General features: G+C 39.1%; 6 protein-coding genes and 2 pseudogenes. All 8 read left to right on the top strand.

The genetic code is table 11. The annotated features are described in order from the left end of the window. Positions 1 to 12 precede the first annotated feature (12 nt). Positions 13 to 1,245, top strand: a complete 1,233-nt coding sequence (locus AC07U8_RS16485) for a beta-barrel domain-containing protein (RefSeq protein ID WP_494738301.1) — start codon at positions 13 to 15, stop codon at positions 1,243 to 1,245. Positions 1,246 to 1,467: 222 nt separating this feature from the next. Then, positions 1,468 to 3,213, top strand: coding sequence for a ShlB/FhaC/HecB family hemolysin secretion/activation protein (locus AC07U8_RS16480; protein WP_494738300.1), 1,746 nt, complete (start codon positions 1,468 to 1,470; stop codon positions 3,211 to 3,213). A 70-nt stretch (positions 3,214 to 3,283) separates the two neighbouring features. After that, the gene (locus tag AC07U8_RS16475) at positions 3,284 to 22,336 is read left to right on the top strand and encodes an ESPR-type extended signal peptide-containing protein (protein WP_494738299.1); all 19,053 of its coding nucleotides are present in this window, start codon (positions 3,284 to 3,286) and stop codon (positions 22,334 to 22,336) included. Between the two features lie 2 nt (positions 22,337 to 22,338). After that, on the top strand, positions 22,339 to 22,779 hold the full coding sequence (locus tag AC07U8_RS16470; protein WP_151803441.1) for a hypothetical protein: 441 nt from the start codon (positions 22,339 to 22,341) through the stop codon (positions 22,777 to 22,779). A gap of 124 nt (positions 22,780 to 22,903) precedes the next feature. Next, entirely contained in the window at positions 22,904 to 23,320 is a 417-nt protein-coding gene (locus AC07U8_RS16465) for a hypothetical protein (RefSeq protein WP_151803440.1), read from the top strand. Positions 23,321 to 24,087: 767 nt separating this feature from the next. Continuing rightward, a pseudogene (locus AC07U8_RS16460) lies at positions 24,088 to 24,450 on the top strand (hypothetical protein); the annotation flags it as partial. Between the two features lie 5 nt (positions 24,451 to 24,455). Then, positions 24,456 to 24,962 carry a hypothetical protein gene (locus AC07U8_RS16455; protein ID WP_315078455.1) on the top strand — a complete coding sequence of 169 codons (507 nt, stop codon included), beginning with the start codon at positions 24,456 to 24,458 and terminating at the stop codon, positions 24,960 to 24,962. An 88-nt stretch (positions 24,963 to 25,050) separates the two neighbouring features. Beyond that, a pseudogene (locus tag AC07U8_RS16450) lies at positions 25,051 to 25,212 on the top strand (phosphoglycerate kinase); the annotation flags it as partial. Positions 25,213 to 26,713: the final 1,501 nt, after the last annotated feature.

Below are 26,713 nucleotides of genomic sequence, written 5' to 3'. Positions count from 1 at the left end.
TAAGTGAAAGAAATGAAAAAACAAACTAAACAGCCCCCAATCAGCCAATCTGATTTGAAGCTGTTAAACGATTTGAATGGTGCCTTACAGCAAGAAAAACATTATGGCTATTTCGCGGTAATTGCCTTGCTATTCGTGTTAATCGTCGTATTTTTAATTTGGGCGTATAACAGTACTTTAGAAGAGGTGACGCGAGGTCAAGGAAGTATTATCTCTAGTAGTCGTGAGCAAATTATTCAAAGCTTAGACCCTGGGATTATCATGGAAATGAGAGTGAAAGAAGGGGATGTTGTTGAAAAAAATCAAATTCTACTCAAACTGGATGATACTCGCAGTTCTGCTATTTTAAGAGAGAGCGAGGCTAAGGTTGAAAATTTAACTGCAATTGCAGCACGACTGAAAGCGGAAACTACAGAGACGAAGCCGATATTTCCTCAAGAGATTTCAAGTGAATTAAAGCAAAGAGAATATCAGGCTTATACGGTAAGACGACAGTCGATGGTCGATGCGATCGAAGCATTAAAAGCCAGTAAAAGTTTCTTGGATCATGAGATTTCGATTACCCAACCGCTGGCACAGCAGGGATTGGTTTCAAATGTGGAAGTATTGCGTATGCAACGACAATCGGCAGATCTAGGTGCGCAAATTTTAGATCGGAAAAATCGCTATTTAACCGATGCGAATAATGAGTTGGTAAAAACAGAAGCTGAATTGGCACAGGCGCGAGAAAATATGGCGATGCGTGCGGATCCTGTTGATCGTTCATTTATTCAAGCGCCGCTTCGCGGTATTGTAAAAAATATTAAAATTAATACAGTAGGCGGTGTGGTCAATGCAGGACAAGATATTTTAGAAATTGTTCCTTTAGATGACAAACTTTTGGTAGAAGCTTATATACGCCCACAGGATGTGGCTTTTCTTCGTCCCGGATTGCCTGCTGTTGTTAAAATAAGTGCTTATGATTATTCGATTTATGGTGGCTTAGAGGGGGTGGTGACACTGATTAGTCCCGATACCCTGAGTAATGATAAACGTAATAGTGAATTGAAATTAAACCAAAATGAAGTCTACTATCGTATCTTGGTCAAAACCGATGCAAATAGTTTAGTGGATAAACAAGGAAAAAAGCTTCCGATTATTCCCGGCATGGTGACCACTGTTGATGTAAAGACCGGTGAAAAGACCGTATTTCAATACTTGATTAAACCGATTACGCGGATGAAACAAGCTTTACAAGAACGATAAAAACCGTGGGCCTAAACAATTAAGTTAGAATCATTTCATGTTTTTAATCTATCCCCCTATATGACCTTGTCGTTGATAGGTCAAGATTGGGGGGGTGATTATTTATCGAATGATAATATTTATTATTTTTGGATCTATGATGAAAAAAACTGAATTAATTATTTACAAAATGTCATAATTTCGAAATAATAAAACGTAAAATTCATCATAATTATTATTGACATGCAGAACTTTATCTATAAAAGAACCTCTTTAGCGATTTTTTTAACGCTTTTGGGTACAGTAACAAACGCAGCAGATCCACAATTACGCCCAGAGTTGGAAATAGATGCTGTTCAGCGCCAACAACAACGTGACGAAGCATTACAAAAGCAATTACAGCCCGAAGCTGTAGTGCAAACGGGACTAGAAAAACAACTTCAAACCCAAGCACAACTACAATATCTAAAATCAAACAGTGAAGACGTGTGTTTTGAAATTAAAAAATTTGTATTGATCGGGGAAGAAGCGCGTCAATTTACTTTTGCTATGCGCTCCGTCACGCAAGGTCAACATAATTTAATTGGTCGATGTATTGGGGTACAAGGCTTAAACCAAGCCTTAGATCTAATTCAAAACAGTATTATTAGTCATGGTTATGTCACCACACGCATGCTGTTACCTCAACAAAACATTGCTTCAGGTGAGATTAAGCTTCAAGTAATTGCTGGGAAAGTAGATCAAATTCAATTTGTTCAAGGGACATCTAAGCGTGCTCACAAATTTAATGCCTTACCTGTTCGGTCTGGGGATATTTTAAATATTCGGAATATTGAACAAGGCTTAGAAAACTTTAAACGTGTGCCGACTGTTGAGGCTGACTTTAAAATCAAACCCTCACAACAGCGTAACCAACCTGGCTATAGTGATTTAGAGTTGGCATGGCAACAATCAAAACCCTACCGGATTCATTTAGGTATGGATGATGCAGGCTCAGACTCAACTGGGAAATATCAAGGCACAGCAACCTTATCTTTAGACCATCTGTTTACTGCAAATGACTTGTTTTATGGCAGTTATAACCATGATTTAGGTGGGGGAGATCAAGGTAAACGCGGAACAGATGGCTATTACTTAAGTTATAGCATTCCACTCAAATATTGGCTGCTTAGCACCAGTTATAGCCAGTCTAATTATAACCAAACGGTTGCAGGTGCCAGTGAAAGTTATAGCTATAGCGGCAAAAGCAAACTGATTGGGGCAGATTTATCTCGGGTACTTTACCGTGATGCCAAACGAAAAACCACCGCCAGTGTGGGAGGATGGTATCGGGAATCACAAAACTTCATCAATGATGTAGAAATTGAAGTACAACGTCGAAAAACCGGTGGCTGGAAAGCCAGTTTGGATCATACAGAATATCTAGCCAATGCGACTTTAACAGGCAATTTAACCTATAAACGCGGTACGGGTGCATTTAATGCAATGCATGCACCTGAAGAGCAATTTGGCGAAGCCTACACCCATGTTGGTATTTTACAAGCCAATGCCAGTCTGCAAGTGCCATTTAAAGTCGGTAATCAATCGCTACAGTATCTTGCTGAATGGCGAACGCAGTACAGTAAAAAACCACTGACCCCACAAGATCGATTCTCGATTGGGAATCGCTATACCGTAAGAGGGTTTGATGGTGAACAAACTTTATTGGCAGATAATGGATTTTTAGTCCGTAATGAAATCAGTGGCTCGATATTTAAGCTTCCGATGCAATGGTACACAGGAATTGACTATGGTGAAGTGGGGGGTAAAACCGCACATGAACCAAATCCATTGCTGGGAACAAGTTTAATGGGCGCTGCCTTTGGATTACGAGGGCAAGTCTTAAAATCGGTTAATTATGACGTTTTTGTTGGGACGCCGTTAAAAAAACCAGACCACTTTAAAACAGACAATGTGACAACAGGATTTAGCCTGAACTGGATGTATTAATCCATTACATCCAATGTCCATATGCAACATTCAATCTTGAAAAAATATTAAAACATTAAGGTAAAACATTATGAATAAGAATCGTTATCGCGTTATTTTTAGTCAAGCACGTGGCATGTTTATTGCGGTTGCTGAGATTGTAAAAAGCCGTACAAAAACAGCGGGGCAATCACATAGCATTGGTGAAATCGAAATAGAGGATGTCACGGGAGCATCTTCGATCACCTATAAAAAACTCAATCCTGTTAATTTTGCTGTGGTGAGCCTATTGGGTGCAGCAATTTACACCTTGCCGATGGCAAGCATCGCTGAAAGTCAAATTGTGGCAGATCGATCAGCACCAAGCTCACAACAAGCCACCATTCTAAACAGCAGTAATGGTTTGACCCAAGTTAATATTCAAACCCCAAGTGCAGGTGGTGTATCACGTAATACCTATACCCAGTTTGATGTGGGGCAGGAAGGTGCGATTCTAAATAATGCACGAAATAATACCCAAACCCAATTAGGTGGCTGGGTACAAGGTAATCCATGGCTCGCCAAAGGCGAAGCCAAGGTGATCCTGAATGAAGTAAACAGCAGTAATCCGAGTCAATTAAAGGGCTATTTGGAGGTTGCGGGTAAACAAGCGCAAGTGGTGATTGCCAACCCATCTGGTTTGGTCTGTGATGGCTGTGGGGTGATTAACGCAGATCGTTTTACCTTAACCACGGGTCAAGCAGTAATGCATCAAGGTTATCTTGATTCATTCCGAGTACGTGAAGGGCAGGTAACGATTGAAGGGAAAGGCTTAAATGGAAGCTTAACCCCTTATACCGATATTTATACACGTGCTTTAAACGTCAATGCGGGTTTATATGCCAATGAGCTAAAAACCGTGTTGGGTCAAAACGATATCAATGTTCAAGATCCAAACTCAGCAAAGATTACTGCAACAACAAGTACCACATCTTCACCTACACCGAGCTTTGCTCTTGATGTTGGAAAATTAGGTGGCATGTATGCTGGAAAAATCTATTTGGTCGGTACTGAAAAAGGTTTGGGGGTGCGTAATGCAGGATCACTCAATGCCACGACAGGTCAGATGCGTTTAAATGCCAATGGTGACTTAACCAATACAGGCAATATGATTGCCAATAAAGATCAACTGCAATTAAATGCAGAAAATATTAAAAATACAGGAAACATCAGTAGTGCTACCTCACAAGTTAGAGTAGATAGCCAAAATTTGGATAACTCAGGTTTAATCAGCAGTGCAGACGAACTGTATTTAGACCAACAAAAAACTTTAACCAATGCAGGAGTATTAAACGCTGCACGTATTGTGCTGGATGCCAATAGCTTAAAAAACAGTGGCTCAATTGAGCAGACTGGGGCGCAATCACTAGATTTAATCTCAGGCTCAATAAGCAATACTGGCGGCAGAATTGGTCTTGCTAAAAATTCAGCAACATCAGGTGACACTGGTGTTAATAATGGAGGAAGTGCAGGTGAAACAAGTGGTTCAGGTTCAACTGTAGTAAAACCAAACAATCCAGCTCAAGATGGTGGCAGTGTTGAGATTGCCAAGGACAGTTCTACGACAAATGTTCCAAAAGACTATGATAAGGGTTATATCCATGTTAAGGAACAGTTGAATAATGATCAAGGCGCGATTATTGCCCGTGGTGTAATTGATTTGGATACCAATAATATTTTGGCGAATCAAGAGGGTAAGCTGAATCTAGGTCATATTAAAGTTCAGGGCGAAAAATTTAATAATGATCAAGGTCAATTAACAGTTCAACAGGCAGATATTCTCAGCACAATCTTGAGTAATCAATCAGGTCAGATTGCAGTCAATAAAAGCTTAAAGGTTCAATCAACAAGTGCGAATAATAACAAAGGCACCATTCAAGCTGTTGAGCAAGTTGATATTAATATCACCGACTCGTTAAATAATAGCGAAGGAAAAATTGCGAGCGGACAACAGCTGAGCATTCATGCAGGACAGGTTAATAATCAATCGGGCCTACTCTATTCTGAGCAACAAGATATTGGTCTAGACGTTCAACAAGCATTAGATAACGGATCAGGTATTATTCAAGCGAAAACCCAGCTGAATCTGAATAGCCAAAACTTAAATAACAACTCAGGTCAAATTCTAGCTGAAAATGTTCAGCAAAAACATGGTTCAGTCGATAATACTCTAGGATCCATTGTTGCAAAACAAAACCTAATCAGTAGTGCCATTCAATTTGATAATAATCAGGGACAGATTCAAGCTAATAATATTGAATTTGAACATAAACAATTGAATAACAGTGGCAGTATTTATGCTGATCAAAATCTGAATATCATAGGGCAAAACTTACAAAATAGCGGATCTTTGAGCGCAGGACAGGAAATTCAGCTCAAGAGTGAAACCTTGCAACATCAACAGTCTGGTTTAATCGCAGCAGGGTTGGACCGTCAAGGTAAACTAGGTACAACAGGCAATCTTAAGATTATTGCAGATCAGGTGGAGCTACATGGACAAAGCTTTGCAGGTGAAAATCTTAATGTGCAAAGTCAAAATCACATCGATGCGAGTAAAGGGCAACTTCAATCCAAAAATATTGAATTAAATAGTCAGTTAGGCAATATCTCGACGCATTCAGCTCAGGTGATTGCAGAACACTTATCATTGAATAGTCATGATGTTATTAATAATCAGCAAGGTACTTTAAGTGCTAAAGACCTTAAGCTAAATGCCAATAGTTTAGATAATAGTCAAGGTCATATCTTACACACTGGAACTGATCAGTTGGATTTGAATTTTAGTCAGATCCTAAATAACCAGTCAGGTGAGATTCGTAGTAATGCAGCACAGGTCAATCTCAATACGACATCATTAAATAATACTGCAGGTCAACTTATCCATGCAGGAACAGGACAACTCGATATTCAGGTTAATCAGTTACAGGGTAATCAAGGAAAAATACTCAGTAATGGTCAATTACAATTACAAGCAGGAATTCTTGATTTAAGTCAGGGTGTAACTTCAGCTGAACACATTATCCTGAAAGCGAATCAATTAAATCATCAGCAAGGACAGCTTATCCAGCGTGGTAAGCAGAGCCCTCTGACTTTAGCGATACAGCAACAACTGAATAATCAGTTGGGTTTTATCCAAAGCCAGACAGTATTAAATATGGATACGGGGGCCTTAAATAATCAGGGTGGAACACTTAGTACAGCGCAGGGACAGGATCTGAACCTTAAGGTCAAAGGGCTTTTAGACAATAGTCATTCAGGTAAAATTTATGTAGGTAATAATGCCAATATTCAGGCAGGTTCGATTGATAACCATACGCAAGGTCAAATCAATGTTCAACAAAATCTTAAATTAAATAGCCAGTTACAGGTTAACAATCAAACTGGACAAATTGCAGCAAATGCCGATGTTCAAATTCAATCTCAGGGTATTGATAATAGTGAAGGTCAAATCAGTTCTGTACAGGGCAGATTAGAGTTAGATGCCGGCACAGGATTACTGAGTAACCAATCAGGATCACTGCAATCAGCGAAAGACATCGAGATCAAAGCAGAGCGCTTACATAGCCAGTCAGGTTTAATCAATGCGCAAGGATCGATACAAGCACAGATTCAACAAGAGATTGATAACAATGCAGGACAGATCATTGCAAATCAATCGGTGCAGCTCAACAGTCAGGGCTTAAACAATAATGCTGGTCAAATCGGTAGTGTTGAAAGCACGCTGAAGGTAGATGCTGGTCAAGGTATAATCAGCAACCAACAAGGTAAACTGCAGTCTAAACAAGACCTGAGTTTGAATGCACAAGGGATTGATAACCAGTCAGGTTTAATCGCGACCCAAGGCCATCTTGAATTACAACAACACTGGTTAAAAAATAATAAAGGGCAAGTGATCTCAGGTGAAAGCCTGAATTTAACAGGTCAAGATTTAAATAATCAGGGTGGATTACTGCAAAGTGGTCGAGACTTAAGTTTTAAACTGATTGGCAAATTGGACAATAGCCAATCAGGGCAACTGATTAGTGGCGGTCATACGCAGATTGATGCACAGCAATTAGAGAATAGCCAGCAGGGTTTAATCAATGCACAAGGCAGCTTGAGCATTAGGACTCAGCAAGACGTCAATAACAATGCAGGTATCATTGCCGCCAACAAGTTTGTCGAAATTCAGAGCCAAGGACTAGACAATAGCCAAGGCCAACTTGGCAGTGTCAAAGAACAGGTGACGATCAACACAGGCAAGGGCGCACTGCTTAATCAATCTGGTACGCTACAGTCGACAGGTGATTTAAACGTACAGAGTACGGGGCTGAACAACAATAAAGGTACACTGAATAGTTTAGGCAAAGTCGACTTAGTCAGTGATGGTGATCTCAGTAATGATGGTGGTCAAATTGCTTCAAATGGTCAGTTAGAGATTACAGCAAATGACTTAAGTAACCAGTCAGGATTGATCCAGACAGGAGAAAAGTCGAATCTAAATCTCAAGTTGGGTGGCGCATTAAGCAACCAGACAGGTCAAATCCACAGTGGAGCAGACCAGCAGATCACAGCGCAAAGTGTTGATAACAGTGCACAAGGTCAAATGACTGCACAGGGACAGCTTAATATTCAGAGCCAAGCTGAGATTAATAACCAGACAGGTAAACTGATTGCCAATGGATTATTACAGGTTAAAGGCGAAGGGCTCAACAATACTCAAGGACAGATGGGAAGCCTACAAGATCAGGTAATTGTACAAGCTGGACAAGGTGCCTTGACCAATCAGTCGGGTACAATCCAAGCGAAGAAAGACTTGAGTGTTACAGCACAAAGTATAGATAACCAGTCTGGTCAAATGAACAGTCAGGGACACTTACAACTGACTAGCCAACAGGCGATCAACAACCTAGAAGGTTTAATTGCAGCGGATTTGGGGTTAAAACTCAACAGCCAAGGTTTAAATAACAACCGAGGTCAGATCGGAAGTGCACAGGGTGATGTTGATCTGAATGCAGGCAATGGCTTATTGAGCAATCAGGCAGGCGTGGTGTTGTCAGGCAAAGCGTTAACGCTCAATGCAGGCCAAGTCGATAACAGCAACAAGGGACAGATCAACAGCCAAGCAGATTTAGCGATCAGCACGGTAAAAGAGATCAATAACCAAAGTGGTGTAATTGCTTCAAACCAACAACTGAGCTTAAAGAGTCAGGGACTAAATAACAATGCAGGACAGATCGGCAGTATTCATGCAGGTGTTGTAGTCGATAGTGGTTCAGGAGTTGTTGATAATAATTCTGGTGTGATACAGGCACAGAATGATATCCAGCTTAAGGCTCAACAACTCAATAGCCATTTAGGTAAGATCAGTTCAGAAAAAGCCATTGAACTGAATATAGATCAAGCTATAGATAACAATGCGGGTCAGATCGTTGCCAACGATGCGATTGCTATTCAAAGTCAGGGACTGAACAATGATCAGGGGCAAATTGCCAGTATCAAAGCGCAATTAAGTATTAATGCCGGCACAGGATTACTGAGTAACCAATCAGGATCACTGCAATCAGCGAAAGACATCGAGATCAAAGCAGAGCGCTTACATAGCCAGTCAGGTTTAATCAATGCGCAAGGATCGATACAAGCACAGATTCAACAAGAGATTGATAACAATGCAGGACAGATCATTGCAAATCAATCGGTGCAGCTCAACAGTCAGGGCTTAAACAATAATGCTGGTCAAATCGGTAGTGTTGAAAGCACGCTGAAGGTAGATGCTGGTCAAGGTATAATCAGCAACCAACAAGGTAAACTGCAGTCTAAACAAGATTTGAGTTTGAATGCACAAGGGATTGATAACCAGTCAGGTTTAATCGCGACCCAAGGCCATCTTGAATTACAACAACACTGGTTAAAAAATAATAAAGGGCAAGTGATCTCAGGTGAAAGCCTGAATTTAACAGGCCAAGATTTAAATAATCAGGGTGGATTACTGCAAAGCGGTCGAGACTTAAGTTTTAAACTGATTGGCAAACTAGACAATAGCCAATCAGGACAACTGATTAGTGGCGGTGATACGCAGATTGATGCACAGCAATTAGAGAATAGCCAGCAGGGTTTAATCAGTACTCAGGGTGATCTTCGTATTACCAGTGTGCAAGACATAAACAATGCAGCAGGCATCATGGTTGCTAAACAAAATATAAATTTAAGTAGTCAAGGTTTAAACAATAATAAAGGTCAGATTGGTACTGAACAGGGAGATTTGAAGATTCAGACTGGTCAGAAAGGCCTAGACAACCTTACAGGACAAATTCAGTCAGCTAAGACACTTAATGTCAGCAGTAGTGGTCTAACAAACAGTGGTGTAATTAGTGCATTAAATACACTCAATATTGATAGTCAGGGTGATATTCATAATGATGGCGGTCAAATTGCTTCAAATGGTCAGTTAGAGATTACAGCAAATGACTTAAGTAATCAGTCAGGATTGATCCAGACAGGAGAAAAGTCGAATCTAAATCTCAAGTTGGGTGGCGCATTAAGCAACCAGACAGGTCAAATCCACAGTGGTGCAGACCAGCAGATCACAGCCCAAAGTGTTGATAACAGTGCACAGGGTCAAATTACCACACAGGGACAGCTTAACATTCAGAGCCAAGCTGAGATTAATAACCAGACAGGTAAACTGATCGCCAATGGATTATTACAGGTTAAAGGCGAAGGGCTCAACAATACTCAAGGACAGATCGGCAGCTTACAAGATCAGGTGATTGTACAAGCTGGACAAGGTGCCTTGACCAACCAGTCGGGGACGATCCAAGCGAAGAAAGACTTGAGTGTTACAGCACAAAGTGTAGATAACCAGTCTGGTCAAATGAACAGTCAGGGCCAACTGCAACTGACTAGCCAACAGGCGATCAATAACCTAGAAGGCTTAATTGCAGCGGATTTGGGGTTAAAACTCAACAGCCAAGGTTTAAATAACAACCGAGGTCAGATCGGAAGTGCACAGGGTGATGTTGATCTGAATGCAGGCAATGGCTTATTGAGCAATCAGGCAGGCGTGGTGTTGTCAGGCAAAGCGTTAAAGCTCAATGCAGGCCAAGTCGATAACAGCAACAAAGGACAGATCAACAGCCAAGCAGATTTAGCGATCAGCACGGTAAAAGAGATCAATAACCAAAGTGGTGTAATTGCTTCAAACCAACAACTGAGCTTAAAGAGTCAAGGGTTGAATAACAATGCAGGACAGATCGGCAGTATTCATGCAGGCGTTGTAGTCGATAGTGGTTCAGGAGTTGTTGATAACAATTCTGGTGTGATACAGGCACAGAATGATATTCAGTTGAAGGCTCAACAACTCAATAGTCATTTGGGTAAGATCAGTTCAGAAAAAGCCATTGAACTGAATATAGATCAAGCTATAGACAACAGTGCGGGTCAGATTGTTGCCAACGATGCGATTGCTATTCAAAGTCAGGGACTGAACAATGATCAAGGTCAAATTGCCAGTATTAAAGCGCAATTAAGTATTAATGCAGGCACAGGATTACTGAGTAACCAATCAGGATCACTGCAATCAGCGAAAGATATCGAGATCAAAGCAGAGCGCTTACAGAGCCAGTCAGGCTTAATCAATGCACAAGGATCGATACAAGCACAGATTCAACAAGAGATTGATAACAATGCAGGACAGATCATTGCAAATCAATCAGTGCAGCTCAACAGTCAGGGCTTAAATAATAATGCTGGTCAAATTGGCAGTGTTGAAAGCACGCTGAAGGTAGATGCTGGCCAAGGTGTAATCAGCAACCAACAAGGCAAACTGCAGTCTAAACAAGACCTGAGTTTGAATGCACAAGGGATTGATAACCAGTCAGGTTTAATCGCGACCCAAGGCCATCTTGAATTACAACAACACTGGTTAAAAAATAATAAAGGGCAAGTGATCTCAGGTGAAAGCCTGAATTTAACAGGTCAAGATTTAAATAATCAGGGTGGATTACTGCAAAGTGGTCGAGACTTAAGTTTTAAACTGATTGGCAAATTGGACAATAGCCAATCAGGGCAACTGATTAGTGGCGGTCATACGCAGATTGATGCACAGCAATTAGAGAATAGCCAGCAGGGTTTAATCAATGCACAAGGCAGCTTGAGCATTAGGACTCAGCAAGACGTCAATAACAATGCAGGTATCATTGCCGCCAACAAGTTTGTCGAAATTCAGAGCCAAGGACTAGACAATAGCCAAGGCCAACTTGGCAGTGTCAAAGAACAGGTGACGATCAACACAGGCAAGGGCGCACTGCTTAATCAATCTGGTACGCTACAGTCGACAGGTGATTTAAACGTACAGAGTACGGGGCTGAACAACAATAAAGGTACACTGAATAGTTTAGGCAAAGTCGACTTAGTCAGTGATGGTGATCTCAGTAATGATGGTGGTCAAATTGCTTCAAATGGTCAGTTAGAGATTACAGCAAATGACTTAAGTAACCAGTCAGGATTGATCCAGACAGGAGAAAAGTCGAATCTAAATCTCAAGTTGGGTGGCGCATTAAGCAACCAGACAGGTCAAATCCACAGTGGAGCAGACCAGCAGATCACAGCGCAAAGTGTTGATAACAGTGCACAAGGTCAAATGACTGCACAGGGACAGCTTAATATTCAGAGCCAAGCTGAGATTAATAACCAGACAGGTAAACTGATTGCCAATGGATTATTACAGGTTAAAGGCGAAGGGCTCAACAATACTCAAGGACAGATCGGCAGCTTACAAGATCAGGTGATTGTTCAAGCTGGGCAAGGCGCATTGACCAACCAGTCGGGTACAATCCAAGCGAAGAAAGACTTGAGTGTTACAGCACAAAGTATAGATAACCAGTCTGGTCAAATGAACAGTCAGGGACACTTACAACTGACTAGCCAACAGGCGATCAACAACCTAGAAGGTTTAATTGCAGCGGATTTGGGGTTAAAACTCAACAGCCAAGGTTTAAATAACAACCGAGGTCAGATCGGAAGTGCACAGGGTGATGTTGATCTGAATGCAGGCAATGGCTTATTGAGCAATCAGGCAGGCGTGGTGTTGTCAGGCAAAGCGTTAACGCTCAATGCAGGCCAAGTCGATAACAGCAACAAGGGACAGATCAACAGCCAAGCAGATTTAGCGATCAGCACGGTAAAAGAGATCAATAACCAAAGTGGTGTAATTGCTTCAAACCAACAACTGAGCTTAAAGAGTCAGGGACTAAATAACAATGCAGGACAGATCGGCAGTATTCATGCAGGTGTTGTAGTCGATAGTGGTTCAGGAGTTGTTGATAATAATTCTGGTGTGATACAGGCACAGAATGATATCCAGCTTAAGGCTCAACAACTCAATAGCCATTTAGGTAAGATCAGTTCAGAAAAAGCCATTGAACTGAATATAGATCAAGCTATAGATAACAATGCGGGTCAGATCGTTGCCAACGATGCGATTGCTATTCAAAGTCAGGGACTGAACAATGATCAGGGGCAAATTGCCAGTATCAAAGCGCAATTAAGTATTAATGCCGGCACAGGATTACTGAGTAACCAATCAGGATCACTGCAATCAGCGAAAGACATCGAGATCAAAGCAGAGCGCTTACATAGCCAGTCAGGTTTAATCAATGCGCAAGGATCGATACAAGCACAGATTCAACAAGAGATTGATAACAATGCAGGACAGATCATTGCAAATCAATCGGTGCAGCTCAACAGTCAGGGCTTAAACAATAATGCTGGTCAAATCGGTAGTGTTGAAAGCACGCTGAAGGTAGATGCTGGTCAAGGTATAATCAGCAACCAACAAGGTAAACTGCAGTCTAAACAAGATTTGAGTTTGAATGCACAAGGGATTGATAACCAGTCAGGTTTAATCGCGACCCAAGGCCATCTTGAATTACAACAACACTGGTTAAAAAATAATAAAGGGCAAGTGATCTCAGGTGAAAGCCTGAATTTAACAGGCCAAGATTTAAATAATCAGGGTGGATTACTGCAAAGCGGTCGAGACTTAAGTTTTAAACTGATTGGCAAACTAGACAATAGCCAATCAGGACAACTGATTAGTGGCGGTGATACGCAGATTGATGCACAGCAATTAGAGAATAGCCAGCAGGGTTTAATCAGTACTCAGGGTGATCTTCGTATTACCAGTGTGCAAGACATAAACAATGCAGCAGGCATCATGGTTGCTAAACAAAATATAAATTTAAGTAGTCAAGGTTTAAACAATAATAAAGGTCAGATTGGTACTGAACAGGGAGATTTGAAGATTCAGACTGGTCAGAAAGGCCTAGACAACCTTACAGGACAAATTCAGTCAGCTAAGACACTTAATGTCAGCAGTAGTGGTCTAACAAACAGTGGTGTAATTAGTGCATTAAATACACTCAATATTGATAGTCAGGGTGATATTCATAATGATGGCGGTCAAATTGCTTCAAATGGTCAGTTAGAGATTACAGCAAATGACTTAAGTAATCAGTCAGGATTGATCCAGACAGGAGAAAAGTCGAATCTAAATCTCAAGTTGGGTGGCGCATTAAGCAACCAGACAGGTCAAATCCACAGTGGTGCAGACCAGCAGATCACAGCCCAAAGTGTTGATAACAGTGCACAGGGTCAAATTACCACACAGGGACAGCTTAACATTCAGAGCCAAGCTGAGATTAATAACCAGACAGGTAAACTGATCGCCAATGGATTATTACAGGTTAAAGGCGAAGGGCTCAACAATACTCAAGGACAGATCGGCAGCTTACAAGATCAGGTGATTGTACAAGCTGGACAAGGTGCCTTGACCAACCAGTCGGGGACGATCCAAGCGAAGAAAGACTTGAGTGTTACAGCACAAAGTGTAGATAACCAGTCTGGTCAAATGAACAGTCAGGGCCAACTGCAACTGACTAGCCAACAGGCGATCAATAACCTAGAAGGCTTAATTGCAGCGGATTTGGGGTTAAAACTCAACAGCCAAGGTTTAAATAACAACCGAGGTCAGATCGGAAGTGCACAGGGTGATGTTGATCTGAATGCAGGCAATGGCTTATTGAGCAATCAGGCAGGCGTGGTGTTGTCAGGCAAAGCGTTAAAGCTCAATGCAGGCCAAGTCGATAACAGCAACAAAGGACAGATCAACAGCCAAGCAGATTTAGCAATCAGCACGGTAAAAGAGATCAATAACCAAAGTGGTGTAATTGCTTCAAACCAACAACTGAGCTTAAAGAGTCAAGGGTTGAATAACAATGCAGGACAAATCGGCAGTGTTCAAGGACAGATTCAACTGGATGCAGGACGATTCCGTCTTGAAAATCAACAAGGGCTAATCCAAGCTGGTCAAGGGATCAATATTGTCGCGAATGGTGTGAATAACGCTCAGGGGCAAATCAATAGTAAAAATTTACTACAACTCAATAGCCAAGGGCAGCTACTGGATAACAGTCAGGGAACGTTAAGTTCTGAAAGTATTAAAATTGACTCTGGACGATTAAACAATAATCAAGGGTTGATTCAGGCTCAGGATACCATCCAGATTGATACTCACAATCAGGATCTTGTAAACACCAATAGTGGTCAACAAGGAGGCATACTGAGTCAAGGTGATATACAGCTAAGTAATGTTAAAACGTTGAATAATTCACAGGGATATCTTGCAAGTGCTAAAGAGATAGGTATCCAAGTCAATCAAGTATTGAATCAACAAGGCACAATACTCGCAGGGAAACAATTAAATATTTGGGGAACAGGACAAAACCAACTACTGGATAATCAGTCTGGACAATTGTTGTCTATGGGGGGAATGACACTCAATATTGATCGAATTAATAACAATGGTAAGTTAAAGCCGAGTGATGCTGATAGTCATATCATGGCAGTAGGTGACTTAAATATCACTACACAACAATTGGATAATCAAAATACACTGACAACCAGTCCAACTGACACGTCAATTCAGGGGATTGATGCAAATAATTTAAATATCACGACCAATATTTTAAATAACCAAACAGGTGCTATCCGCAGTAGTGGTAACCAAAATTTGAATATTCGTCAAATATTGAATAATCAATCAGGTCAAATCAGCAGTGAAAAACAACTGATCATTGTGGGCGATCAACTAGAAATTAATAACTTAAAAGGGCAAATTTTATCAGGCACTGGACTGAATTTGACAGCGAAATCCCTTTCAGGGAATGGCAAAGTTTTAAGTTTGGGTGATGCTCAAGTGAACTTAAAAGAGAGCTATACTCATGGTGTAGGTGCTCAATTACAGGCCAATCAAAACTTAAGCCTGATTACTCAAGGCAATATCATTAACTATGGAACGATCAATTCAGGTAATCGACTGGATATAAATGCCGTCAATATTGGCAATATGGTTGATGCTAAAATTGAAAGCCATGAAACCCGCTTGACTGCACAAAATGAGTTGAATAATACCGGATTGATCAATGGTGATTATACTCGCCTACAAGCAAATACACTCAACAATCAAGGTACGGGACGTATTTATGGAACAACGCTTGCGATCAATGCAAATACTTTAAATAATCAACCTAATATTGCTGGTGTTGCTCCAGTGATTGCTTCACGTGGTGATATGTATTTGGGTGTTCAGGTTTTGAATAACTTGGCAAACGTAGCTGACTATGCAAGCCAATCACTGATTTTTAGTGCTGGTAACTTATATCTCGGTGGTGGATTAGATGCCAATGACAAGACTGTCGGGCAAGCCTTAGTGATCAATAATGAAAGTGCGACGATTGAATCATTAGGCAATATGCGTTTGTCAGCGAAGCAAATCAACAATATTAATAAAAACTTTAAGACCCAACTGGTTGAAATTGAGCGCAAGGATAATCTTGAAAAATTTTATCAGGGTGATTGGAAAACATTTGATGGGGTACTTATTGCAAGAAAAGATAAAAAGGAAGATTGGGCCAAATATACTTATAGCCAAGTGACTTCTGAGACGCGAGTCATGGAATCCGCGCCTGGTCAAATTAAAGCGGGTGGTGCTTTAAATCTTGATGGTGCTCAAGTCCTCAATGATAAAAGCCAAATCTTGGCAGGTGGCGTGCTTTCTAATTTAGGCGGGAGTATCACATCTGGTGATCTTGAGGATACAAAAGGTATTAGAAAGGTTGTGGCAACTGGGACACAGCGTTTATCTGAAATTGTATACAACAGTTGGGGGAAGAAGAAGCGTAAAACCAAAAATAAATCTTTTACCAATACCCAAACAGAAACATTTGATTTAGCGGTCAGTCAAGCTTTGGGTAATCAGAAGTTTAACCAAAATAAAATTGTGACAACTTTGGTGTCTAACAATCAAAGTGGAGATAAAACTCAATCAGGTCAAACTCAGCAAACCAATCTAAATGGATTAAAAGATACCAATAATTCGACACAGGTTGAGCAAGCTCAAAACTCTCAAGGCGAGAATTTAACTGTAAAACAAGCTGGGAATGTATTGAACAGCATACAATCTCAAACAGGACAGAAGAACCAGCCATCACTACAATCAAAAGATTTAGATGCCAATGTTTCAGGGTCACAAGTCACGGTATCAAAGGTTGAACATGCCAATGCGCAAGATTTGATTACTGGTCAGGCATCTGATATCACCAATAGCATCCAGACTCAGAAGGGTCAAGGGGCTCAAGCTTCATTACAATCAAAAGATTTGGATGTAAGCGCTTCAGGGGCAAATATCAATGTATCGCAAGCAGAACAGGCCAATGGCAAAAATCTAACAACGGGTCATGCTGCTGATTTATCAAATACAACCCAGACACAAACAGGTCAACTCAATCAGCCATCACAACAATCAAAAGATTTAAATGCAAATCTGCTTTATGAAAATGTAAGTTTATCAAAAGCAGGACAAGTGAATGACCAAAACCAACCGCTTACTGATACAAAGCAAGTCGATAATAGTAGTCAAGTGAATGGCTTACAGCAGAATTCATCTTCATTACAGTCTAAAGATTTAAATATTTCTGTAGGGCAAACATCGCAAAAACAAGGTGATACTGCTGGTCAAGCACAAGCCAATAATTTTACTCAACAGGCCAATGCACCTAGTGAAACCGATGAATCAACACAATATGAAATACGAACGCTTAATTCAAGTGAACTAAAAGTTCCAAATAGTGCGCTATATCGTGTCAATGCAAATAGTAAAGCTGGATATTTAGTTGAAACAGATCCGAGCTTTACCAATTATAAAACTTGGTTATCTTCTGACTATATGTTGGATGCACTTGGGCTGGATCCTGCTTTGCAACAAAAGCGTCTAGCCGATGGTCTTTATGAACAACGTTTGGTGCAAGATCAGATTGCGAACCTAACTGGTTATCGCTTCCTAGAAGGTTATGCCAATGATGATGAGCAATATAAAGCACTCATGAATAATGGGGTAAGTTTCGCCAAGTTGTATGGTCTTCGTCCTGGAATAGCATTAACTGCTGCTCAAACAGCACAGTTGACCAGTGATATTGTTTGGCTCGTTGAACAAACTGTGATCTTACCAAATGGCACAAAGACTCAAGCCCTTGTTCCACAAGTATATGTTAAAGCACAAGTCGGTGACTTAAAAGGAGATGGTACTTTACTTTCTGGTGATGCGATTCAGTTTAAGTTAGATGGTGATTTGATCAATGGCGCTACGATTGCGGGTCGCCAAGCAGTGCAAATTACTGCTGATAATGTCCAAAATTTAAATGGACGGATTCATGGTAATCAAGTTGCTATAGAAACCAAAAAAGATTTGAACAACATCGGTGGTCAAATTAGTGCCAAAGAATCTATGGCACTGAAAGTTGGTGGGAATTTGAATATTGAATCAACAACGCTTTCAACCGAATCGAAAATTGGTGGTTTTAGTTCATCACAAACCAATATTGATCGCGTGGCAGGAATTTATGTTGGTTCAGGCAGTCAGAAAAAGCTTGATCCAAGCCAAACTACTTTGCTTATAGATGTCGCGGGGAATACCAACTTAAAAGCTGCTCAAATCAATAATAGTAATGGCACGACCATCTTCAATACATTGGGCAATCTTGATATTGGAACAGTAACTACAAGTCAGACTGAGCAATTGAAAATTGATTCAAAAAATGGTTACCAATATAACAAGCAACAGGACATAGGCAGTCAAATCAATAGTGAAGGTTCGTTGCTGATAAATGCCCAGAATATTAGTGGTAAAGCGGTTGATCTGAACAGCAAACAAGGCAGTATTCAGCTTTCTGCCCAAAACAATATTTTACTTGAGAATGGGTTAGACCTGAGTTCTATGTCTAGCCAATTTCATTCAAAAGGTTCATTTGGTAGTAAGAAATCATCAACTTATGATGAGAATATAACCACTTCAATCGCCAATCAGCTAAATGCTGGGAAAAATATTATTTTAAATAGCCAACAAGGCAATATCACTGCGACACATTTACAAGCAGGCGCTGGTGATAGTATCCAGATTCAGGCTTTACAAGGTAATGTCAACCTACTCTCCACAATCAATGAAAAGAGCGTAAGCGAAACATCTTCAAAATCTAACTTTGCGACCTATAACAATCGTCAAAAGGGTTATATTGATCAAGAAGTTGCCCAAACCCAGTTGGTTGCCGGAAAAAATATTGATATCAATGCAGCTAAAAATATTGAGCTACAAGCCAACGATATCACGGCTGGGCAAAGTATCTTTGTAGGCAATACTTTGATGCAACGTCAAGTCGATGGGACATTGAAATCTGCTGACGGTTCATTGATGCCTGAAAATGTAAAACTGACTACGCTGGAAACACAAGATCAGCAGTGGGATGAACAACAGAAAGGTTATCGTGGCGTTGTTAAAGAGTTAATGAAAGTCACCGAAGTCGGTCTGGCTGGCGTTCAATCTTTATTCCCTGGCGTTAAAGTGGATACCAAACTTACAGTTGGGGAGTCCAACAGCAAACGTGAAGAGCAAATCAAGCAAACGGGTACAAATTTAACAGCGAACAATGTTTATGTTGGATCATCAGGTCAAACCACACTGACCAGTGCAGATATTACTGCAAAGAGTACGATACTTTCAGGTCAAAAGGTGACATTGAATGCTGCCGAAGAGCAAAACATTTCAGTCACTTCACACAGTAAGGAAACAATTGAAGGCTTAGGCGTTAAGCTCAACAAAGATAGCGTGCGTTTAGGCGGTTTTGTGTCAGAAGATACCACGCAAAGTACCAAAACTACAGAAACAACCCATAAAGCAGGTTCAATCCAGACTGAAAACCTTAAAATACAAGGTACTGAAGGGGTGGACATACTCGGTCAAAATATCAAAGCGACAGGTGATACTGTTATTGATCATGGTCGAGGTGATTTAAATATCGGTGGTTATGAAAATAAAACCACTGTTGAAGATAAGACACATAAAGAAACGATCAGTACTGAAGTCGGGGTACGAAATGCCTATTTGGATGCGGCACTTGCTCTAGGTGCGGTCAAAGATGCAGCCGAGGCAGTTAAACAAGCCAAAGATCAATATAGTCAGGCACAGCGTGACTATGCATCAGGAAAAATCACTAAAGAAGCGCTGGACGATACCAAAGCCAATGTCGCAATGGCGACAGCAAATCTTGCCAATGCACAGATTGCTGTAGGTTCGGCAGCAGCAACCGCAGCAGCAAGTTCAGCAACTTATGGTTTTACCATTGGTGCAAATGGTGAACGTATTGAAAACACCACCACCACAAACACCACCCAAGGTAAATGGCAAGGCAGTCAGTTAGAGTTAAATAACCTCACGCTTAAGTCTGAAAATCAAGATGTGAATGTTCAAGGTAGCCGTCTCACAGCAACAGGTTTAACCACATTTGATGGTACCAAAGACTTAAATGTAAGTGCTGGGAAAGAACAGAGTCAACAAGATACCAGCAGTAAAACCAACAACCAAAGTGTGAGCTATACCTATGGTGGTGGTGGAAGTGCCTCAGTAGGTAAACAAACATCGAAATCACATAATGAAAGTTTAACAAATGTAAACAGTACGGTTGATCTCAACACAGTATCTGGATCTTTAAATAAGTTAAATATCCAAGGCGGTGTGGTCAGTATTGCTGATCGTGGCGATATAAAAGTCAATCAAATCCATGTTGAAAGTTTACAAGATACAGCATCAGGCAACAGTAGCAGTAAAGGTGGTTCAGTTGGCGTAGGCATTGGTTCAGGTGGTGGTAATGTCACGGCAAGTTATAATCAAGCCAAAGGTCAAAACGATAAAGCTTGGGTGAATGAAACCAGCAAATTGCTTATCGGCAATGCTCAAAATGATGCAGACCTCGATGCAATGGGTGTGCAAAAGCTTACTAATATTGGTGGTGTGATTGCCAATGCAAATAAGAATGCTGATGGAACTTTAACAGATCATGGCAAACTGAATTATACAGGGGCACTTGAGCTTAAAGATTTACAAGATCACAGTTCTGAAAGTAATCGAGGCTTCAATGTATCGACCAGTGTGGGTAAATCTATCAAAGGAGAGAGTAAGGAGAGTTCTCTTCATCCAAGTGGTAGTACAACGGTTGGTTTACAAAGTACAGGGAATGAAAAAGAGCAGTTAACTAAAGCGACGATGGGTCAAGGCAGTGTAACTAACACTACAGCGACCAGTAACCGTGATATCAACAATACTCAAGAAATCACCCGAGACCAAGTGACAGGTTTATTAAATGGTTCAGTGACTTTAGACAATCGTTTACTAACAGAGAATGGTCGTACTGAAATTGTTAAGCAACAAAAAGATTTGCCAGAAAATTTCCGTCAAAGTGCAGAGAATATTGTTCAACAACTTCCAGAGGGAGAATATAAGAATAAGGTTTTAAAAAGTTTAAATAATATTGAAGCAAAGCTTTATAGTCTTCCTGAAGAATTACAGGGTGATGTTGGGGTCATAGGAAATAATGTTGCGAGTGAATTAATTAAGCAAGGAGTTACACCATTTGATGTAGAAAATTTATTTGAAGAATATAGTTTTTGGGAAAGTGCAACTGAATTGAATAAAATTAATAAACAATTAGAATCTTTAGAAGCTCAAGGAGTGAGCTTAGAGCAAATTTTTAAAACACCAGTGACTGTTGAAGTAGAATCAAATGTGCTTGCTGAAGGTACAAAATCAGAAATTACAGTCAAACCTCAAACTACTTTAGGAATGATAATTTTAGAAAAAACAGCTCAAGTCGGAAATGATCTCGCAGAAATTAGTAAGTCGACAGGGATTGATATTGAAAAAGTTCAGTTAGCCATTGGAGTGATGTTGGCAGGACCAGTCCGTTTAGCTGTTGAATATGGTAAATCAACAGCTATAGAAAGTACTGGTGTGGGTGAGTATATAGGTAAAGGTTTTGATATGGTTGCTAATGCTTTAACAGCCGCAGCACATGATACTAAAACCTCTACAATTAGTGATTGGTCAAATCCTAATAAACCAGAGGAGCTAAAAAATTCAAATATTATTGACAAAGAACATAGTATTAAATTTGCAAATGAAGTTCGTTTGAATAAACAAGGAGCTGAATATTTAATCCAAACTGCTGCTGGAATTATTGGGGCAGGTGTTGGAAAAGGTATTGTGAAAGGGAAAGATTCTGAGATTACTGTTTCGAAAACAGTTGATTCAGCAGAAAGTCCTATACAATCTCAATCTTTAAATCAACAATTAAGAAAAGAGGAGTTGACTTCACAAGGCTTTTATAAAGAAAATTCAGGTTCTGATAGGAGTGCTTACATAAATGACCATAGTTATAATCGACATTCATATACAGAAACATCTAATTCTGACGCTAGTCAAAATAGGACAAGATTTGATAAGGATTTAGATGTAAAAAAATTAAGAGAAGATACTTTATCAAATCCAGATATATCTTATAGTGATTTGAGAAGTGGTGCTACAATCTATAAAAAAGAGTATGATTTTTCAATAAGCACTAATATTAATGATTCAAAAACATCCCCAACTTCACAAAAGTCGAATACTAATGTAGTCATGATTAATCCTGATGCAGAAAAATCCACACAATTTCCTCTAGCCCCTAGACATGAGAGCAAGTAATTATGAATGATTTTGAATGTAAACTAGAGCAATATATTGATGATAATGTTTATCAAAGGAATGGTTTGTTTTTTTCAAATTCAGCAATAGTGAATATTGAGATTGATTATGAAAATATATTTAAGTATAAGGGTTTTGACGATGCATTAATTGTTTATAAAGAGTTATTTGAAAGTACAAAGAAAGATGGAAGATTTTTAATTTTTACTGCTTTAAATGGATATGCTGATGAAGGGTGCTGGGATGGTGTAGAAGTAAAACATCTAACGAATGATATTATCTGGGATTTAGAGGTTGGAAGTATTAATTATAGATTTATTTTTAATAAGGAAAAATATTTTAATGGAATAAATGAAATTGGAAATGAGATTATGAATTTGGATTCTTCGATAGTTTTAGAACCTAAAAATGTTATATATCCAATTGATTGGCCTGAAATTTAATATTTTACTATATTAGATCTGTGCTCAGATTATTCAAGAGCAGAAGGATTTACCGCAGAACAGTAAAATTATTGCCGGTTCGACTGCAACAGGCGGATTAATTTTAGGCTCTGGTATTGTTGGGTTGTTGGATGAAAAAGGTTCAGTACAAGATGCAACAACATTAACTAAAAATAATGCAAATGTTGCGTATGATGCTGAAATGGCTGCTAACTTACAGCTCATTCAAGATGGAATATCCAATAATATTGTGGATAATCAAAAACTGATCAATGAATATAATGATCAGTTGACCAAAGGAACATCTATAAAAAATACAGATGTTAGTTTGGTAGAAGGTTTATTCAATGAAAATTATTTAAAAGCGGATGCAACGACGAATATCACCAATAAAACAGATATTTATCTTGATAAGGACGCTCAGAAAAATAGTGTAAATCTGGTGACACATGAAGATGCACATCAGGCAGGTTTCGGTGAAAAGTCAGCGAATGCTTTAGGTTGGATGGGAGAAGCCGCATTAATGTCAATAGTTGGGTAAACTCATCAAATATTGATATTGCTAAAACCCAGATTCAGAATATTCCAAAAGTTGAAGTTGCGGGTGTTAATGATGCTCAGGCACAACTGGATTTATTAAAAGCCAATGAACAGAAACACTTAGAACAGATTACAGGTGGTGATCAATTTGAAAATCATTTGTCCTTAAGTGAGAAAACTAATTATGCAATATTAAAAGGAAAATATGAGAATCAATGTGCTAATAAGCAATCAATAGATTGTACCAATTTAGCAAAACAAATAGTAAAACTAGTTGAAAAAGGTAGAACGATTGCAAAATCTGAAACTGATTATTTTTCAGAAGATGCCGCATTTGGTGGAGGTAAAAAAATTGTTACTAGTTATAAACCTAATGATTTAGTACATTGTGTTGTATCTAGCTCATCAGTTTGTGTTGTAACTAATAAAATCGCAAGTAATGGTGAGTACATATTGCAACCAGCGAACAAACAGCAAGTTGAATCATATAATAAAAATGAAGAAATGAATGTAGAGAAATTAAAAGCTTTAGGTCAAGAAGCTTATATGGCAGGTTGTAGTTCAGTTGGAGTTAGTTCATTTGTATGTCAAATTTATCATGCAGCTGGTAAACCATATCCAATAACAGGTGAAACACCAACTAATACTGAGAGGGTATTATTAGGTGCGGGTGCTGTATTGCAAGCTACAGGAGTTGGTTTGGGTGTATCAAAAACATTAGCTACAGAGAAAACTGTAACTGCTGTTGAAACTGGTATTGCAGGATCTGTGGCTTCTAGAATTAATGTAGCAAATGGAAGAACTGCTTCTACTCCATTAAGGTCGACTGGGGAACCTGTTTCGGCTGGATTTAATCATGTTATAGATGGTCATTTTGATGTACCAATTGCAAAAAACAGATCTGTTTTTTCGATCAAACCAGATGAATTGAAGGTCTTGTTACAAGATAAGAAAGTTGTATCATCCCCAGTCGTAGAAATTCCTGGTGGTCAATATACCAGAACTGTTGATACTGGTAAAATTATTGGTACTACAAGTCTCAAAGAAGGTGGACAACCAACAACATTTATAAAGGTTTTTACAGATTCAAAGGGTAATTTGATCACTACTTACCCTGTTAAAGGAAATTAAAGGTTATGTTGAAATTTACACAAAGAATATTTAATGAGTTACTTATAGAGTTGGATTTATTACCACTAAATACTGATTCACAAAAAATTTTAAAAGTTTTTAAATCATGGATAAGTAAATATCATGAAGTTTTTAATTATCCACCCTTTAGTGATTATCATTTAATAAAGAAAATCCAATTGAGTGAGGAAGATTATCCTGTTGAGTATTCTGCATTACACGATGAAGAATTTATTCATATTAAAAAAGTTTTAAATCGATATGGTTTTCAAGATACAGAAAGTATTGCCCGTATTTTGAGTGAAATATTAGATAAATTATATTTCTTTGAAATGGATGAAGAATGCCCTAATTGTAGTAATTTTGGTTTACTAGCTTGGAAAAAAATTGATGATGATCAAATAGTTTTTGAATGTAGGCAGTGTGGTTTTATGGGAACATTGGATGGTAAACCTGTTAAAAATGTTGTTCCAGCTAAAACTATAGATTTAAAAAGAGTTAATTATATTTAAGGATATACTTAATAAATAATATATCCTCTGGTAGAGGAGTAAGTACATAGTACAATAGCAAATATCAAAAGTGCTTGATGAAGGTATCAACACGACAACGACCAGTAACCGTGATATCAACAATACTCAAGAAATCACCCGAGACCAAGTTACAGGTTTATTGAATGGTTCGGTTACTGTAGACAATCGTTTACTAACAGAGAGTGGACGTGCTCAGATTATTCAACAGCAGAAAGATTTACCACAGAATGCTGAAATCATAGGAAAAATGACTGCAGCAGGTGTCACAAGCTTAGGTGTTGCGACGGCTTCTTTAGCAAGTGGGGATCAAAATCTCAAACAAGCTTATGATACCGTGATGAATCCAGCGAGAACTTTTGATTTCGTACAAAAGCATCCAGAGGCAGCAACTGTTTTAGAGCAGTTTAAAAACGGTGATTATGATGGGCTATTAGCAACAAAAGGAAGTATCCAGCTATTGGCACAAGCTTTAGGTCAAGATGTGAATGTTCTCACAACTTCAATTACCTCATTCTTAAATATCAAAGGTGCTTATGATCATCAAACAGATACAGTTGTTTTAGATGTTAATAATGAAAATAGATCATCAATCTTAAATACAACTGGACATGAAATAGCGCATGGTCAAGGGATTAAAAATGAGACTTCAGCAGATTTGGTTGGAAAATCGGTAGATTGGGCATTCAATTCAGGTGTTAAGAATAATCAAGACACGATTGATCAATTTAAAGGCCAACTGGGTGATGGCAAAGATGCATCTACTCAATTAAAAAATAATGAAATTTTAACAAATGACAATCATAAAGTTATTGATAGTATTGCTGATCATTCAGATGTAATCGATGAAAAAACAACCCTTAATCAAGATAAAGATTTAATTATTGCTTTAGCTGGATGTGCTAAGAACTTCTCATTAGATTGTGCAAGTTCAAAATATACAGACTATAAAACATTAGATGGAATTCAAAGTTTAGCTTATCAGCGAGGTTATGATAAAGCAGTAGATCAAATGATAGCAGATGCTAAAAATTTACCAAAAAATGTACGTGAAGCACTGATTTTGATAAAAGATGATCCAAAAGCATTTGGAGCAGCGATGCTTCAAGCACTGAAAGACATGCCAGCGGAATATCAGGATAAAGTAAAAAAAGTACTAGCGGCGAAATATAATGCTAAAACACCTGCTGAATTTGAAGCTGCTGGTAAAGCAGAATTAGAATTAAAAGTAGAAATGGGCAGCTTTATGCTTGGAGGAGTAGGAGCTGTTAAAACAGGTGCGAAAGTAGGAGCCGAAATTGCTGAGAAAATTAGTGCTAAAACTGCTGAGAAAGCAGAAAAGGCTGCTGCAAAAATTGAAAATAATTTTCATCGAGATGATGAGTTATTGAGTAATAAACCTAGTGGAAAGAGAGAGATAGCTTCAGGACTAGTTGGTACAGATTTTGAAAAATGGTTGAAAAGCCAATACGGAGGCTCTGTAAGCTTTAGTAAAGGTGGTCGGGAATTTGATGGAAGTATTGGTAATACTAATAGATGGTATGAAGCCAAATCTGGAAATTATTGGAAAGATCAAACGTAAACACCTTCAAAATTGAGTAAGTTTAAATCTGATATGGGGGCAAGGAAAAAATTGCAGAAAGTAATGGGGCAACATATGAGCTTCATTCAAATACACCGATTCCTCAGAATGTTAAACAATGGTTAACAGAAAAAGGAATCCCTTTTTATGA

The organism is Acinetobacter sp. GW821-FHT01E09 (assembly GCF_059422385.1).
The sequence above is the reverse complement of the archived record's forward strand: the minus strand, read 5'-3'. Positions and strand labels throughout refer to the sequence as shown.